The following is an 18,395-nucleotide window of genomic DNA, read 5'->3' on the forward strand; positions in this document are numbered from 1 at the left end:
ACATCAGGGTTAAATCCTGCTTCATTCATGGCTGTACTGGCAATAGAACGCAAACCATGAGCAACAAGCCTCCCACCATAACCAATGCGCTTAAGCGCGGCATTAGCAGTCTGGCTATTCATTGGTTGTTTAGGGGCATTTCTGCTTGGGAAAACATGCTCACGATGTGCACTAATAGGTTTCATCACTTCGAGAATCTCTAATGCCTGAGTTGAGAGAGGAACTATGTGCTCACGTTTCGCTTTCATCCGTTCGGCTGGAATAGTCCAAAGCTTTGCATCGAGATCGATTTCTGCCCAACGAGCACCGGAGGCCTCAGAAGGGCGCACAAGCGTCAGGAGTTGCCATTCAATTAAACAGCGAGTCGAAACAGAGAGATTTGACATCACCAAAGAACGCATGAGTTTTGGTAACTCTTCTGGCCGAAGCGTCGGCATGTTTTGTTTTTTAGGCCTCTCAAAGGCCATCCCAACACCTGATGCTGGATTCGCATCTATCAGACCAGTGTTGACAGCATAAATCATTATCTCGTTAATGCGCTGCACCAGTCGACGTACAGTCTCAAGCGCCCCACGAGCTTTGATTGGCTCAAGAGCTTCAACCAGTTTCCGGGCTTTGATTTGCTGACCAGGGATCTCACCGATGGCAGGGAATACACCTTTCTCCAGTGAACGCCAAATGTCTTTTGCGTAATCAGGGGTGACGCTTTTGCTTTTGAGCTTGAACCAGTTAGCAGCGACCGTCGAAAAAATACTGTCCAGAGCGATTTGCTGCTGTTCCTCTGCAACTTCAGCTTGAATTTGCGGGTCGATTCCGTTGGCTAATAAGGCAAGGTAATCCGCTCTTAGTCCGCGAGCATCAGCAAGCGAAAGGGCGGGGAAAGCACCTAGCCCCATCATTGTCCGCTGTTTTGTCGCCGAACGTTGATAACGGAAGCGCCAGAGCTTTTTCCCGCTGGTTTTCACTATCAGGAAAAGGCCATCGCCATCATGCAGCGTTAGATCCTTCTCTAACGCTTTAGCGCGCAGAACTTCGGTGTTGGTCAGGGAGCGCGTTGTCCGTGCCACTGTGGCCGCTCCTTCATGAATTGGTATACGCTTTTAGGTATACATCCTACCGTATACCTAAACGTATACCAACAATCACCGGATTTAGCCGGATGTTCTCGGACAAGGACAGGCACAAAAAAGCCCGCATGGCTTGCGCCGTGCGGGCTCTTAGGACTTCATCGGATGACTCTGGTAATCACCGATGGAGAATTTTGGTGGAGCTGGCGGGAGTTGAACCCGCGTCCGAAATTCCTACATCCTCGGTACTACATGCTTAGTCTGTCTTTACATTCGCCTGGCACCTGCGGACGGACACGCCACTACCAGACTAGCCTGATTCGTTTTAACGCTTCAACCCCAGGCAGGGCATCCGCGCGATCTCTTTTGGGTTTGACCTCTCTTGATCCCCGTCCTAAGAGCGGAGGCTAGGGAGAGAGGGCTCTAAGCAGGTTATTAAGCTGCTAAAGCGTAGTTTTCGTCGTTTGCGACTATTTTTTTGCGGCTTTTTACGAGGCCAACCGCCCCTCGGCATGCACCTTGGGTTTCGCAAATCCCGTCGAATCCAGAATCAGCCCCAATGTGTAAGGTAAGTATAACAGACTTGTGACACGCGTGACCAGCCCCCGTATCTTCTTATCTTCAACGATTTACCGCTCGCGCAGCGCTTCTTTCGCGCGATTAAACGGTTTGATTAAATAGTCGACAATAGTTTTTTCACCGGTTTTGATATCCACCGTGGCGATCATGCCTGGAACAATCGAAAAACGGCGTCCTGATTTATTTTGTAGATAGTCCTGGTGGGTGCGGATAAATACGCGATAGTAGAAAATTTCCGGTTTCACTTTATCCTGAATGGTGTCCGGTGAAATGGTCTCCACCACGCCGTCAAGCCCGCCGTAAATGGCGTAATCGTAAGCGGTAATTTTAACCAATGCGCGTTGGCCGGGATGAATAAAGGCGATATCACGTGGCGAAAGGCGGGTTTCAATCAGCAGACGATCGTCTACCGGCACTATCTCCATCATCTCGCCGTTAGGCGGGATCACGCCGCCAATCGTCGTGACCTGGATATTTTTAACAATGCCGCGTACCGGCGAACGCACGGTAAGGCGGGTGACGGAATCCTCGCGTCCTTTTAAAATGGCGGAGAGCATATCGACCTCAGCGTTCGCTTTCGATAACGCTTCGCGTGCCTGCACATAATATTGTGAGCGCAGATCGGTAATTTTTAAGCCTAAATCGCTTTTTTGTCGTTGCAGGCGTAGCACTTCAACATGACTGGCCGCGCCGCTTTTCTCCAGCCGCTGGGTAATGGTCAGCTCTTTATTAACCGACGCCAGCGCATCCCGTAGCTCGGCTTCGGTATCGGCCAGCTGCGCGCGGCGGCTTTTATAGAGACGCGTCTCTGCGGCAATCAGATCCGGCCAGCCGTTCAGCTCAGCGGGGAAGGCGAGAGGTAAGTCGCTGACTTCCGCAGTTAACCGTGCGCTGGAGGCGAGTGAAGCGCGATATTTTGCCGCACTTTCACCCACATTGGACGCCAGACGCGTCGGATCAAGCCGGGCGACAATCTGGTTAGCCTGAACTCTGTCGCCTTCCCGCACCGTCAACTGCGCCAGAATGCCGCCATCCAGCGACTGCAGAACCTGTTCGCGTGAACTGGGGATCACTTTCCCGTTGCCGGTGGAAACCTCATCCAGCCGGCCAAACCACGCCCAGATGCCGAGAATGAGAAATAACAGTGAGCAGATCAGAACAATACGACTCGCGCCGGAAAACGCCCGTTCACGCTGAATATCGAAATCGTCCATCGCGGCATCATGCTGATTGATTTTCATTTTTCCACTCCCGACGGTGACTTTGCATCCGATCCGCGTTAAGCGCCTGCGCTTTTGGCGCATCCATCACCAGTTGTCCTTCTTTCAGGACAATGACACGCTCAACCAGCTCCAGTATTGGTACCCGGTGCGTCGCGACGACCAGGGTACGGTTGCCAAGCCACTGATGTAACCGCTGAATAAACTCTCGCTCCGTATGCTCGTCCAGCGAGGCGCTGGGTTCGTCAAGTAGCACAATATTGGGGGAGCGCAGCAGCATTCTCGCCAGCAACAGGGACTGACGCTGCCCGCCGGACAGGCCGTTACCGCCCTCCATAATGGGATGATCCAACCCTTTTGCCAGCCGCCTGACGAAGACGGCGCCGCCGCTGACTTCGAGCGCGTCAAAAATCTGTTCATCGTTGGCGTGCGGCGCGCCGAGCGTCAGGTTCTCTCGTAGGGTGCCGAAGAAAAGCCGCGCGTTCTGGCTAAGAAAGCCGATGTTGCGGCGTAAATCCGCCATATCGATGTGCGACAAGCTGAGATTATCAAGCCGGGCATCTCCCTGAATCATCTCCAGGCCACCCGCCATCGCCTGTAAAAGTGTGGATTTACCCGCACCGTTACGCCCCAGTATCGCAATCCGCTCGCCTGGCATGATCTCCAGACGCACGAGGCGCAACGGTATGCGTTGATCGTCGTTATGGTAACGAAACTGAGCGTTTTCAAAGAGGTAATGCCCGTGGAGGATGTCGCGGTGTATCAGGCTATCGTCATGCTGTGTCTCGGTGGGCAGTTGCATAATGTTGTCGAGACCCATCTTCGCCGCTTTCACCTGCTGCCAGCGCGCCAGCACGCCGCACAGGTTAGCCATTGGCGCGATCATCCGCGAGCCGAGCATCGACGCGGCGACCACGGCGCCGGTAGTCATACTGCCTTCAATGACCATCGGCGCGCCGAACATAATCACTGCGGCATACACCAGACTTTGTACCGACATCCCCCAACTGATAAGCCCTTGCGTGAGTTTGCGGGTGCGTAGACCCGACTCGCCGGTAATACGGATATAGCTATTCCACTGCTGAAGAAAGCGGTTCTCCGCCTGCATCAGTTTAATATCTTCCAGCCCCTGAACGCTTTCGACCAAGACTGCATTGCGTAGCGTCGCTTCGTGGGCGGCCTGGTTGGCGAGGACAGCCAGTTTTTTTTGCAGTGCCACGCCCGGCAGGATCATCAGCAGAGCCGCCACGGGCGCTATCCATGCCAGCGGTGGGGCAATAATCGCCAGGACTATCATAAACAGGAAAAAGAAAGGCAGATCGACAATGGTCGCCAGCGTTGAAGAGGTAATCATCTCGCGGATTTGCTCCAGTTCGCGTAACTGCGAGATAAAACTGCCGGTGGAACGGGGGATAGCGCTGTTGCGCAGCCTTAACGCATGACCGAATACCCGATCGGAAATGCGCATATCGGCGCGTTTACCGAGCACGTCCATAATGTGCGTACGCGCTTCACGCAGCAGAAAACCGAACAGCACCGCTACCAGTACGCCGAAGGAGAGAACGTACAGGGTAGGATATGACTGAGCGGGGATCACTCGATCGTAAACCTGCATAGAGAACACAATCCCGGCCAGCGACAGCACGTTAATCAGAAAGGCGGCGACCATTACCGGTAAATAAGGGCGAATATCCTGCAGAACCAGCTCGCGCATCCAGTCGGGTTTAAAGCGGGAGATATAGCGGTCGACGCGGCTATCCTTGAGCGCCGATAGCGGGCGTAGCGCGGCAACATAGAGGATCTCCGGCAATAACTCGCTGAGCGTCAGGCGGTTACGCTGACCCTCTTCTTCAATCACAAAAACGTCTACCGCATCTTCGCCATTAACATGCTCGATGACCAATAACTGCCCGTCCCGGAGCTCGACAACCAACGGCAATCGCCACTGACTAAATGCCGTTTTGTCTATGTCCGGCGCATGAAAGGATAAACCCGCCTGCCGCGCGAGCTGCGTTAAGGCGGTCGTTCTGCTTTTACCCCTAAACCACGGGGCGTTGGCCTGAATTGAACCGGGAGAACAGGCAACGCGATAATGACCGGCGACATAGCTGATGGCCTGCGCCCATTGGCTTAGCGCGCGCTCACTGAGTACCTCTTCTACATCGGGGGCGGCGCGGGTCATGGCTGGATCTCCACGGATTGAATGCTGCGATGATTTAACGCGAACGCCTGACGAAGCGCGCCGGTGTTATACAGACAGTTCAGTTGCAACTGATGCAACTGGCTTTCCGTTTGCAGTTCGGCAAAACGCGCCTGGTAAACTTCCTGCTCCGCATTAAGCACGTCGAGCAGCGGGCGGGAACCGAGGTCAAGGTATTGCTGCTGATACAGTTCGCGCGTGCGTTCGCTAAGCTGCTGTTGCCGACGAAGGATTTGTAACGCGCTGGCAAGACTCATTGCCTGGCTGCGCGCCTCCATCAGTTTCTGGCGGACATCAAGCCGGGTGCGCTGAATGGTCGACTGAGCCGCGTCTACCGCATGGCTGGCGGCGTTGCGTCGGGCAGTCAGCCCTCCGCCCTGGTAAAGCGGCATCTCAACTTTTACCCAGGTGGAATACTGGGTTTTATCCAGCACTTCATGACTGGGATATTTATCATTAAGATAATGTTGTACAGAAGGTTCGAGCGAAATCGTCGGCGTCATTTGCGCGCTGGCATAGTCCAGATTCGCCCGCGCAACGTTGGCCTGCGCCCAGGCGGCCAGTACCGCAGGCACCAGCCGATCGTCGGGAGTCGCCGTCTCACAGCTGCGAGCAAGTTTCGCCGGGAAGTCATTATTGATGCCGTTAAGCGAATTCCAGCCCAGCCAGCTCATCAGTGAGGCTTTCGCACTGTCGAGATTGGCCTGATACTGCGCCAGTTGCGAGCGGGCGGATTCGATTCTGGCTTCGGTTTGCACTACGTCAGATAGCGACGTAGCGCCTTCATCGCTGCGCTGCCGGATAAGTTTACCGATACTGTCCAGCGCGACGAGCTGTTCTTCCGCCGCTTCTACCATTTGCTGCCAGCTCTGCGTTTGTACAATGGCGTTGGCGGTTTCGTGCGCGACGGTATCAATACTGAGCAACACATTGGCCTGTTGCTGCGCTGCGCCTGCGGTTTCGGCGCGAACCTGGCTTGCCACTTTGCCGAAGTCATAAAGCATTTGCGATACCGACAGCACCAGCGAGGGGCTATACCCGTGATCGGTGTAGGTATTGCTGTACCCATTGTTCACGCCAGCGCTGACTTGCGGATAATATTTCGATTTGGCGACCTCTATTTGTTCATTCTGTGCGAGCAGTTTGCCGACGGCTTCGCGAATAGAAGGATGCCAGTTAACGGCGCGATTGACCGCGTCATTGAGCGTCAGGTTGCCCGGCGCGGCGGCGCTGAGCGGCAACTCAGCGGCGGAGCCATCCAGCGAAGGAAGCATCTGGTCCGTTGCTAATCCTTCGGATGTAATCATTGGCGGCGCTTCTGCGCCCCGGGGCTGGTGATGAAACAAAGCAAATGCCAGTACGATGGCGACAGGCGCGACTCTTCCCATAGTTTATCCCTTTTAAATATCACCGCTTGTTGCCCCGAACGTCGTGGCGTTCGGGGCTTTTTTATCAACCGCCGGTTATCAGGTGGTTGTTCTGCAACAGATCATTTAGCGTGAGCTGCACATTCTCCAGAGTGACAAGGTCGGTTGATTTAAACGCGCTGCCGGCGCCGTCGCGATCGACGGATATCACCGTATTGGCGCCGCTGGTATGAACCTGAACAAAGTTACCCAGCGTCGCCGCCTGGTGATCCCAGCCGGTCAGCAGTTCGTGGATATCGATCTTGTCGCCCTGCGCGGTGGAGAAGTTTTGCCAGCGATCGGCGCCGTTGCCGCCGGTCGCGTCCGCGCCGTTTAACAGGTGGTAAATCAGCGTATCGCCATAGGCGGAGCCGATGAGAACATCGTTTTGGTTGGTACTGACGATTTGCGGCGCCATATCAATGGTCAATGTGGCGCTATCCGTATGACCCATCTTGTCATCCAGTTGATAGGTAAAGACCTCTTTACTGGTGATGGACGACATCGCGATGCCATTATTCAGCGTGTAGGTGTAAGCGCCATCGAGGTTAATTTGCAATGTGCCGTAATGTCCCTGAATCGTGGCGCTGGTGGTATTCGCCGCGGCGTCCAGCGTGGCGGCGCTGCCGTTATACCCGCTAATGCTCAGGCGGGTATTCACCGTATTAAGCTGATCCATCGCCCCCGCCGCATCGCTGCCGTCAAAAATATTGCCGAGAACGGTATGCGTTCCGGACGTTTCAAAATTATCCAGATCGACGGTGGTGCCGATGACGCGTGGCGTGATCGTCGCCGCCCCGGCCAGGGTATTGGTGCCGGTAAAGTTAAGCGTGTACGTTCCGGCATCCAGCTCCAGGCCGCTCAGGTTGACGGTCACCGTCGCGCTGCCCAGCGTGATATTCGCCACCGGGACGGTTCCGTTGCGTATGACGGTCCCGTTCTCCTGAATGGCCCAGCTAATATTCAGATTGCCCAGCGTAATGAGCGTGGAGACATCAAAGACCAGTGACGCGCCTTTAAGTACGGTGCCCGTTGCAACGTCAAAGGTGCCGCTCCCGCTGCCCGATTTGCCGAGTAGCCCCCAACTGGCGCTGCCGACGCTGGAGTCCAGCCAGGCAGCGGTATCCTGAAGCGTGGCGACGCTAAGGGTATCGCTGACATCATTAATCGCATCCAGCGCCCTGGCGGTTGGCGTGATATTGAGCGAGGCCGTATCGGTATCGCCGTTTGGCGCTTTGACCGTATAGATAAAGCTGTCCGGCGTTTTAATGCTGTCGGCGCCGACGCCGTTCTTCAGCGTGTAGGTATAGTTGCCTCTTGCGTCAATGATGAGCGAGCCATACAACCCGTTTACCTCCGTCGTGCCGGTCGCCGCAATCGCCACGCCGTTTACTTCAGTGAGGAGGGCGTCCGTAGGGGCGACATCATTGGTCAGTACGTTGCCGGTGGTGTTGGCGGTGATACTGTCAACGGCATAGGTGTGGTCCTGGGAAATCGCCAGCGTATAGCCAGTGAGGACGCTAATGCCGCTGGCGGTATTCAGCACGAACAGGTATTCGCCGCCAGGCAACGTCAGGGTCAGCGGCTGGGACTGTCCGGCTAACAGCAGGGTGTTAATCCAGCCCTTTTGCACCCGGAACTGCTCATATTGTTGAATGGCATCGTTGAAGCGATAAACGTACAGATCGAACGTGGAAACCAGTGAGACGCCGCCGACGGTTCCCTGTAACGTCATGGTTCGCGTAGCGCCTTCTTCAACGTTAAAGATGATCGGATTAGTCATATCATCAAGCAGATTCGCGTTCAGTACATTACCAAGTCCGACGCTTAATACCGTGACGCCGCTTTGTGTCGAGGGACCGTTGTTGACGTAGCTAACGTGAGTATCAAAGACCAGAGAGGCGTTATTGTCTGTCGCTATCACGCTGCCCGGTACAGGCGCGGGACCCAGATTGATAACCAGTTGCGCGGCGCTGCTACCGACGCCATTCTGGGTGATGGTGATGGTGTAGGTGAAGCTCTCTTTATGTCCGTATCCCGCCGTGGGCTTAGTCAGCGTGTAGGTGTAACTGCCATCCTGATTAATGTGCAGCGTGCCGTATTGCCCCTGGATATCCACGCCGCCCGCGCCGACCGGCGTACTGACGCCGTTGGCGTTGGTGATGGCGGTGACCGTGGTGCCCGTCGGGGCGGTATCATCAGCCATGACGTTGCCGGTACTGATGGTTGGCCCGCTAATAATACCTGCGCTGGTCTGGTGTACATCGACATCCAGGCTGGTATATGACCCGGTGGCGAGCAGACTGGTGTTATAAGTGAGTACCCGGTACTGGCCTTCGCCCAGGCCGCTCAGGTTCAGAGTAACGCCGCTCCCGGTCAGGGTAAGCAAATTCGCGAAGTCGCCAACGGCGGTGTTGACGATCGTCGTCCAGGCGCCGAGGCTGGTGTCGTAGCGCTGTACCACAATCTCCTGAGTACTGAGCAGCGAAAGCACGATTCCCGTTGCGGCGGCATCGATGGTGACGTCGCCCGTACCACCTTCAGCAATGGTGAACTCAACCTGAGCGGTATCGTTACCCAAAACCGAGGCGACATTGCCAAGCGCGCCAACCAGCAGCAGGCCGTAATCCGAATAGTTTTGCGTGCTGGTGACGGCGGTCGAGGTCAGATCAAGACTGGTGATGTTATCCCTTGCCGCCAGCGGCAGAACCGGCGCAGTAATGCCTAACGTGCCGGAGGCGTTACCCGCAGCGTCAGTGGCCGTCACGTTAATGAGCTGACCTTCAATTTGTTTTGTCGGCAAGGTGAGAGACCATGCGCCGTTGCTGCCGGCGGTGGTGGTGAGCGTCACGCCGCCCGCCAGCGTGACGGTTACGGTGCTGTTTGCCTCTGCCTGTCCGGAAAGTGAACCGCCATCGGCGCTGAGCGTACCTGACGGCGTACCGGGCGCCAGCGTATCGACAATCACCGTCGCGGCGGTGGAGACGCTGCCTGTACCGTTGGCGTTAGTTGCGGTAGCGGTGAAGGCGTGGCTGCCTTCGGTCAAATTGCCTGTCGGGGTAAAGCTCCAGTTTCCGCTGGTGTTCGCCGTGGTGGTGCCGAGCAGCGCCCCGTTGTTATAAATGCTCACCGTGGCGCCCGCCTGAGCGGTACCATTCAATGTAAGTTGTGCGTCATTAGTGACCTGACCGTTGGCGATAGCGCCGGTATAAATACCCACATCATCCACTACGTTGGTGATGATCGGTGCTTCCGGCACGCGCGTATCGGGCGCGGTAAATCCGGCGGCAATGCCAGTGTTGCCTGCTTTATCCTGGGCAAATGCCAGTAGCGGCTGACCATTGGTCTGCGCGGGCGTGAGTGTGGCGGTGAAGCTGCCTGTACCGTCGGCGGTGGCGGTTCCCAGTACCACACCAGTCTCAGAGGTAATCGTCACTGTACTGCCTGCTTCCGCGGTGCCCGTCACGCGATTACCGGTAGTATTGATGACCAGGTTGCCGGGCGCGCCGGGCGCAATGGTATCCACGATAACCGTTATCGATGGCGAAGCGGCGCTAACGTTGCCAGCCGCATCGGCGGCGCTAACGCTATAGGCGTGACTTCCCTGGCCGAGCGCGGCGGTTGGCGTCCAGCTCCAGTTGCCGCTGGCATTGGCGTTCACGGTCGCGACCAGCGCGCCATTATCGAAGATACTTACCGCGCTGTTGGCTTCCGCGGTACCGTTGAGCGTCGGCTGTGTGTCATTGGTCGATTGTCCATTGCCAATGGCGCCGGTATTGTTCGGGACATCATCAACGATGCTGGTTATAAGCGGAACCGTTGGCGCAAGGGTATCGACCACGATAGTAAAACCGCTGGTGGCCGGGCTAACGTTGCCTGCCGGGTCGGTGGCGGTCACTGTTAATGTGCGCGTGCCGTCGTTTAACCCTGTCGTTGGCGTGAAGCTCCACGCGCCGCCCGCGTTAGCCGAGGTGACGCCAAGCAGAGTGTTGCCATCATAGATACTGATCACGCTGCCCGCTTCGGCAGTGCCGTTCAGCGTGGGACGGTTATCATTGGTTATCTGACCATTAGCGAGATTTCCTGTGACCCCGCCCGCGACGTCATCCACCACGGACGTCAGGATTGGCGTTTGCGGCGCGGTGGTATCGACCGTCAGGGTGAAAGCCGTACTGTTCGGGCTGCTGTTTCCTGCAGCATCGGTGGCCACGGCGGTGATGACGTGCGTTCCGCTTGCCAGCGTTGAGGTGGAGACGCTCCACGCGCCGTCAGGCTGAGCCGTTGTCGTGCCAATGACCGTGCCATTTTCATAGAGCGTGATCGTGGCGCCGGCTTCTGCGGTGCCGCTGAAGGTTGGCGTAGGATCGTTGGTATTTTGGCCGTTCGCGATCGTGCCGAGGCCTGGCGCCTGATCGTCACTGACTGATGTGATTACCGGCGTCAGCGGCGGCGTGGTATCGACGACGAAATTAACGCTGTCTGAAACGGGACTGGCGTTGCCTGCGGCATCAACGGCAATGACGGTAATTACATGGTTGCCCGTCGCCAGCGAGGCATCGGGCGTGTAGCGCCAGCTACTGCTATTGTCGGCGGGAATTTCAGCCAGCAGCGTGCCGTTATCGTAGAGACGAATAGTTGTGTTGGCTTCACGGGTGCCGCTAATGACAGGGCGCGCCTCGTCTGTGATCTGCCCTGAACTCAGATTGCCGGTAATGGGGCCCGTACCGTCGTAGACCGTATCAATAACAGGCGCGGCGGGAGCCGTGGTATCAATAGTAAACGAGCGTATTTCGGACGCGGCGCTGGTATTGCCTGCCGCATCGGTTGCTGTCGCCGTCAGGTTCCAGACGCCCGCGCCCAGCGAGGTAGACGGCGTAAAGCTCCAGCTACCGTTGGCCTGAACTTGCGCCGTGCCGACCAGCGCGCTGCCATTATAAATCGAGATGGTTGTACCCGCCTCACCGGTACCCGAAAGTGTTGGTCGGGTTTCGTTCGTCGAGCCGCCGTTGGGGACGATGCCCGTTACCGGCGCCGTATTGTCTGCCACGCTGGCGATAACCGGCGCGGCGGGCGGTGTGGCGTCAATCGTCAGCACAAATCCGCTGGACACCGCGCTGCTATTACCCGCCGGATCGGTGGCGCTAAGGGTGAACGTGTGGCTACCGTTTGCAAGCGGCGTCTGCGGCGTGAAACTCCACGTGCCGTCGCTATTCACCGTCGTGGTACCGATGGACGCGGGATTACCGTCAAGATAGACATTAATCGTCGCGCCTGCCTCTCCGCGCCCGTTCAGGGTGGGCGTCGCATCGTTCGTTAGCTGCCCGCTTACCAGGTTGCCGGTAATACCGGGCTGGTCATCCACGACGGAGGTGAGAACCGGGATCGCCGGAGGCGTAATATCGACTATGATCGTCCACGGCGCGGAGACCGCGCTGGTATTGCCCGCCGGATCGGTAGCGCTAACCGTCAGATTATGGCTTCCCTCTGACAAATTGCGGGGCACCGGGAAGGTCCAGCTACCGTTTTCGCCTACCTGAGCCGTGCCAAGCGGCGTACCGTTATCAAAAATGGTGATTGTCGCGCCAGGTTCGCCAGTTCCGTTCAGTATTGGCTGCCGATCGTCGGTGGATTGCCCCGGTAGCACCGGAACGGTCGGTTGATTGTTATCGTCAATCACGGACGTGATAACCGGCACATCTGGCGCCTGCGCGTCAATGTTCAGCGTAAAGCCGTCCGAAGGCTGGCCGCTATTGCCGGCGGGATCGGTCGCCACGGCGGTAAAGATATGTGCGATGCTCTCCAGCGGCGCGTTCGGGGTGAAGCGCCAGTTGCCGCTTTGATCTACCGTAGCGGAACCGATTTCTACGCCGTTATCCAGAATGCGGATCGTGGCGCCTGCTTCTCCCGTTCCGTTGAGCGTCGGGCGTGAATCATTGGTGAGCGCGCCGTTATCCAGCGTACCGGTCATGCCGGGGACATCATCCGTTGCGCTGGTAATAACCGGTTGCGCCGGCGCGCTAAGATCGACAGTGATCCCGACCGGTGCGGACAGGCCGCCCTGGCCATTCGCATTGGTTGCCTGGACGGTGAAGTAATGTGTACTTTCGCTTAATGGCGTCGCGATCTCAAAGATCCAGTTCCCGCTGGCGTCAACGGTGGCAAAGCCTGCCGAATCGCCATCAATGAAAACTTCAACGGTAGAGCCGATATCCGTGGTGCCGTGCAGCGTTGGCGTGGTGTCGTCCGTGGCGCCGCCCGCCGCAATATTCCCCTGTACGCTCCCGACATTATCTTCAATCGCCGTGATGGCCGGGACGGCGGGCAGACCGCTGTCGGAAGCGGGAAAATTCGTAGCCGGGCCGTTATTCCCCGCGCGATCGATAGCAATTGCCGTCAGCGTACCGCCATCGGTTTGCGCCGGACTGAGCGTAACGACGAATTCACCGGTGCCATTAGCGACAGCGCTGCCGACCAGGGTGCCATTGGCATGATGAATTTCAACGGTAGCGTAAGGATCGGCAAGTCCGGCGACGCGCGTGCCATCGTCGTCCACCGTCTGGATCGTTGGCGCGGGCGGGGCGGTGATATCCACGGTAATGGTGATCGGTTGGGTTTGCGCCGTGGTATTTCCAGCATCGTCAGTCGCGCTGAAGGTTAGCGCATGGCTGACTTCTGATAATTCGGGCGTATTGAATGTCCAGACCCCGTCGGTGACGAGCGCCGTCCCGATTGCCACGCCATTGTCGTAAATCGTGACGGTGCTGCCGTTTTCGCCGCTGCCGTTGATAGTCAGCGTCCGATCGTTAGTAAAGGCGCCATCGGTTAATGGCCCGGTCACTGGCGCAACATCGTCGAGGATTTCATTGACGACGGGCGGCTGCAACGGAACGGTGTCGACGGTGAAGGTAAAGCTGTTCGATACGCCGCTGCTGTTTCCGGCGGCATCGGCGGCAATGGCGGTCAGGGTGTAGACGCCATCCGGCAACGCGCTGGTCACCGCTAGCGTCCAGGTGCCGGTCTCATCGACGGTGACTACGCCTAAAACGCTGCTGCCGTTATAGAGCGTAATAATGCTGCCGATGTCGCCAGTGCCGTGAATGACCGGTGTATTGTCGTCAGTGGTTGCGCCGCTGACAATAGTATCCTGGACTTCGCCGACGTTATCTTCGGCAAAAGTGATAACTGGATTGGCGGGCGCAGTGGTGTCTAGCGTAAAAGTGACTGAGGCGGAAGGTGGACTGATATTGCCCGCTATATCGGTTTCCGTGACGGTAATGGTATAGGTTTCTGGCGTCAGTGCCGCAGGCGTAAAGTTCCAGCTACCGTTATCGCCTACCGTTGTGCGACCAATTTCACTGCCATTATTGTAGAGAATTATCGTGCTGCCGATCTCTCCCGTGCCGCTGAAGGTCGGCGTGGTATCGTTCGTTGCGCCATTATTGCCGATGTTGCCGATAACCGGCGCGACGTTATCGTTGATTAGCGGCGCGTCAGGCTGCGCTGGAGGCTGGGTATCAAGGGTAACGGAGAAAACGCTGGAGGTGGGGCTACTATTGCCTGCGGCATCCGTGGCGGTGGCCGTCAGGATGTTTAACCCTTCGCTCAGATTACGGGTTAGCGGATAGGTCCAGCTACCCTGTGGATTGACCTGGACGGTAGCCAGTTCTACGCCGTTATTGTACAGGGTGATGATGGTACCGGGTTCGCCGGTGCCGCTGAGGGTCGGCATACGCTGATTGGTAATACTGCCGTTTGCCAGTAGCACCTCGCCTTCTCCGCCGGTGATGGCGGCTGACACGATCTGCGGCGCATCCGGCGCCTGGGTATCGACGCGCAGGGTAAAGCTGATGGATTCGGGACTTTCGTTCCCCGCCGGATCGTTGGCGCGAGCGGTCAGAAGGTGGTCGCCGTCGCCCAGCGCGGCAGGCGGCGTAAACTGCCAGCGCCCGTCCGTGCCGACCAGCACCTGACCTATGGCATTGCCGTTATCGTAAAGGATGATTGTATCGCCTGCGGTGCCGCTACCGCTTAACCGGGGCTGGGATTCCTGGGTAATCTGATTGGTATCAATCGTATTTCCGTCGCCGTCAGCTACGCCGATAACGCCGGGAGCGGCAGGGGCCTGGGTATCAATGGTAATCGTAAAATCGGTCGAAAAAGGCGTGGTGTTGCCGTTACTGTCGCTGGCCGTCACGGTAAAGGTGTAGGTGTCGTCCGCCAGTGGCGAGGCCGTGGTGTAGGCGTAGCTCCAGACGCCGGAATTACCGACGATAATATCCGCTATCCGGGCGCCATTCTGATACAGGTGTACAGTGGAACCCGGTTCACCTGTACCGTTAATCGTTGGCGTGCTGTCGTTAGTGAGCCCCAGATGCGCGACGCTACCGAGAATACCCGGCGCATCATCTGTAATGAAGGTGATTACCGGTTGCTGCGGCGATTGCGTATCGACCACCAGGTCGAATGACGCGGCCGGACTGGCATTGCCTTTAGCGTCGGTTGCGATTACGGTCAGTCGATGCGCGCCTTCACCTAAATTTTGCGACGGCGTAAACGTCCAGCCGCCGTTGGGCTGTAGCGTGGCGAGTCCCAGCGAAACGCCGTTATCAAAGACTTCGACACGCGCGCCAGCCTCCGCCGTACCGCTAAGGGTGGGGCGGTTATCATTGGTGGTTTGTCCGTTAACCAGCGGCCCGGTGAAGCTTTCAACATCGTCCAGCACCTGAGTGATAATGGGCTTATCCGGGGCGGTGATATCGGGCGCTTGCGCTGTGGTTGGCGGGCTGACGTTGTTGGCGCTGTCGGTGGCGGTGACGGTAACCTGTTCGCCGTTGGTCTGTGCGGGGACGAGGGGAAGGGTAAAATGACCTTCGCCATCTGCTTTGCCGCTGCCGAGCGGCGTGCCGTCCGGCGTGGCGATCGTGATGGCGCTACCCGGTTCGGCGGTGCCGCTGATACTGGCACCATCCTCACTAATTACCACGTTTTTCGGCATTTCCGGCGCGGTACTGTCCGGCGCGATAACCGTCGCGGCGGCGCTTTCGTTTTTCGCGACATCGGTGGCGGTAGCGATAAGCGCCTGGCCGTTAGTCTGCGCCGTATTCAGCGGAACGATAAATTGTCCGTTGCCGTTAGCGACGGCGCTGCCAAGTACGGTGTTGCTACTGTCGCGGATAGTGACCGTTGCCCCGGCTTCCGCCTGACCGCTTACGGACAGACCGTCGGTCGCCACGATAAGGCCGTCCGGTGCCGCTGGTGCAGTTTTATCCGGCGCGTTCAACGTTTCTACCGGACCGCTATTCGCGGCTTTATCGGTAACGCTAATGCTTAATGTTTCGCCGTTAATTTTCGCCGGGCTAATACCTATTGAGAAGGTACCGTCGTCGCCTGCCGTTCCACTACCGAGCGTATTTCCCTGGCTGTCTTTGATAACCACAGTACTGCCAGCTTCCGTAGTGCCGGTAAGTCTGTCGCCGACGTCGCTAACCGCCAGGCCTTCCAGCACCGGCGGCTGCGTGTCGATATCAATGGTAAAGGAGACGGACTGCCCGCTGGTGCCGCGATCGTTGGTCGCGGTAGCGGTAAAGACATGGTCGCCATCGGCAAGCGCCAGCGAGGGGGTAAAGCTCCATTTGCCGTCAGCGTCAGCGACAATGGGCGGAAAGGTCAGTACAGGAAAGCCATTATCGTTAATCGATATCGTACTGCCTGGTTCGGCAATACCGCTGAGGGTTGGGCGGTTATCATCTGTGGCATCGCCATTTTTCAGCAGCCCGGTAACGGCGCCAGCGTCATCCGTCACGGTAAGGATAGTCGGCTGGGCAGGATACTGTGAGTCAGAAGCGGTAAACTCCGTGGCGGGGCCGATGTTACCAACGGCGTCCTGAATACGCGCTTCCAGACGCTCGCCGTGGGTCTGAGCCGGATTCAGCGTGATGCTGAATTGGTTATTTTCTCCGGTAATCGTGGAGCCCAGGTAATTTCCCGCCGGGTCATAGATCGACACGGTACTGCCAGCTTCAGCGGTACCGCTAACGGTTGTGCCGTCTTTCGCGACATTATCAATGATAGCGGCGTCAGGCGGCGTGGTGTCCACAATGATAGTAGGCGTTGTCGTCACGCGGCTCGTGTTTCCGGCTTTGTCGCTTTGTTCGACGGTAAAGGTATGTTCGCCATCGCTTAACGGCGTAGTCGGCGTAAAGGTCCAGCGTCCATTTTCGTCTACGGTAGCGCTGCCGATAACGGTTGAACCCTCTTTAATCGTGATGGTATTACCTGCCTCTCCCTGCCCGGAAAATAGCGGTTTTGCCTCGTCAGTCCGGTCATTATTCTGTAGCGGCCCGGTGAGCAAACCGGTGTTATCGGCAATCAGTTCAACGCGTGGGGCATCGGGGCTGAGTGTGTCGATAGTCAGCGTAAAGCGGGCTGATTCGCTACTTTCGCCTTTAACGTTAGTCGCAATGGCGGTGAAATGATTTTCCCCATCCGCTAGCGCGCTGGTAATGGCAAAATGCCAGTTTCCGCTGGCATCAACCGTTGTGGAGCCTATTTCCTGACCATTGGCGTAAATATGGATGACTGTGCCTGCGCTGCCGGTTCCCTCCAGCGTGGGGGTATTGTCGTTCGTAAACTGATTATTGCTCAGCGTGCCGGTGAGGGGAGCGGCATCATCGATAGCGGCGGTGATAGCTGGTGTATCGGGGAGAGGAATGTTGGGCGCATCAATGGTTGCGGATGGGCCGGTATTGCCGGCATCGTCAGTCGCGGTCACGGTAAGTTGTTCGCCGCTAAGCTGTGGCGCTGTCAGATCAATACTAAATTTACCGTCGCTATCCGCTTTGCCCTCGCCAACGACGTTACCTGAAGGATCTTTGATGGTAATGGTACTGCCCGCTTCGGCCTCGCCGCTCACCGTTTTTCCGTCCGCTGAAATCAACAACTTGCCGGGAGCGAGAGGCGGGGTAGTATCTACAGGATTACTGCTACCTGGAGTATTGCCGTTAGGGTTACTGCCGCCGGGATTGCTGTTATCAGGGGGATTACCGTCAGAATTGGTGTTATCGGGGGGCGGATTATCGCCATCCGAATGATGGTGGGAATCGCCGCCGCCGGAAGACGCGATAGCGGCAATGCCGCCAGCCGCCACCGCGCCAGCCAGTACCCACGGCCAAACGGCGCCGCCTGCTTCATGGGAAGCGCCGGAAGTGACCAGCAGCTCATTAATATCAGCGATTTGTTCAAAATGTAGCCCGGCTTGCGGATTTTCTACCCACCATAACGTGCCATCGTTTTCCGCCAGTACCAGCTGGCTTGCGCCCAGATCGTTGGTAACGTAAAAGTTTTTAATCGTGATCGTTTCGCCGGAATGGAGCGTCACCACCAGATCCTGATTAATGCGCGTAAGTTGACTAATTTCTTCCCGGGCCACTGATAATTTAACAATTGACGGGGCGTTAAGAGTGACCGCTGAGGATTCCACAGTGGTGGAGACGCCAGTCAATTTCGAAACCACGGCGAGTAGACGCATAAATTAGCTCCTGATGGATTTGCTCTGTGTATTAATTAACGGGCACGACGTTCAGGGCAAAATGCGTAGACGAGCCTTCCCGTTCATCGTGAGAGATGAATTTCCGTAGCCATATTCTTTTTTATGAGCGTAGGTGAAGGTCTGGTTTTCTCGCCGAATAACCCTTTGTTTTTTGTGCCTGACTAGTGCTTTCGTATTAGATGATATAGTCAGAAAAAAATCTTTCTGCAAATTAAGATCTATTGATAAAGGTGTTAGTGCATCTGAAATATAACGGAGTTTGTGTTAAGGAGAGGTGGGGTGGGCTAACAACGCATGATGATTTTTTATTTATCTTTATGTTTTATAATGAATTTTAATTTCTGCTTCTTTTTCTTTTTTAACATGAAAACAATA

Annotated in this window: 5 protein-coding genes and 1 other RNA gene; all 6 read right to left on the reverse strand. The window is 56.7% G+C overall.

Features of this window, described 5'->3' with window-relative positions; translation table 11 throughout:
- Window positions 1-1,067: integrase domain-containing protein (locus tag ACLD3P_RS20660; protein WP_411006635.1), on the reverse strand; the 1,067-nt coding region annotated here is incomplete at its 3' end.
- Between the two features lie 195 nt (window positions 1,068-1,262).
- Window positions 1,263-1,625, reverse strand: a transfer-messenger RNA (tmRNA) gene (ssrA, locus tag ACLD3P_RS20665).
- A 71-nt stretch (window positions 1,626-1,696) separates the two neighbouring features.
- Window positions 1,697-2,860, reverse strand: coding sequence for an HlyD family type I secretion periplasmic adaptor subunit (locus ACLD3P_RS20670; protein ID WP_072101562.1), 1,164 nt, complete (start codon window positions 2,858-2,860; stop codon window positions 1,697-1,699).
- Between the two features lie 7 nt (window positions 2,861-2,867).
- A complete protein-coding gene (locus tag ACLD3P_RS20675; RefSeq protein ID WP_058820910.1) occupies window positions 2,868-5,048 on the reverse strand; it encodes a type I secretion system permease/ATPase in 2,181 nt (726 codons plus the stop codon).
- A complete protein-coding gene (locus ACLD3P_RS20680) occupies window positions 5,045-6,454 on the reverse strand; it encodes a TolC family outer membrane protein (protein WP_000533867.1) in 1,410 nt (469 codons plus the stop codon). The genes ACLD3P_RS20675 and ACLD3P_RS20680 overlap by 4 nt, the downstream gene beginning before the upstream one ends.
- Before the next feature lie 64 nt (window positions 6,455-6,518).
- Complete coding sequence (bapA, locus tag ACLD3P_RS20685; RefSeq protein ID WP_411006728.1) at window positions 6,519-17,999, reverse strand: biofilm-associated protein BapA; 11,481 nt, start codon at window positions 17,997-17,999, stop codon at window positions 6,519-6,521.
- Between the last annotated feature and the right edge of the window lie 396 nt (window positions 18,000-18,395).

Origin of the sequence: Salmonella sp. 741265073_HBA, assembly GCF_046569105.1 — a bacterium.
In the GTDB taxonomy this organism is placed as follows: domain Bacteria; phylum Pseudomonadota; class Gammaproteobacteria; order Enterobacterales; family Enterobacteriaceae; genus Salmonella; species Salmonella enterica.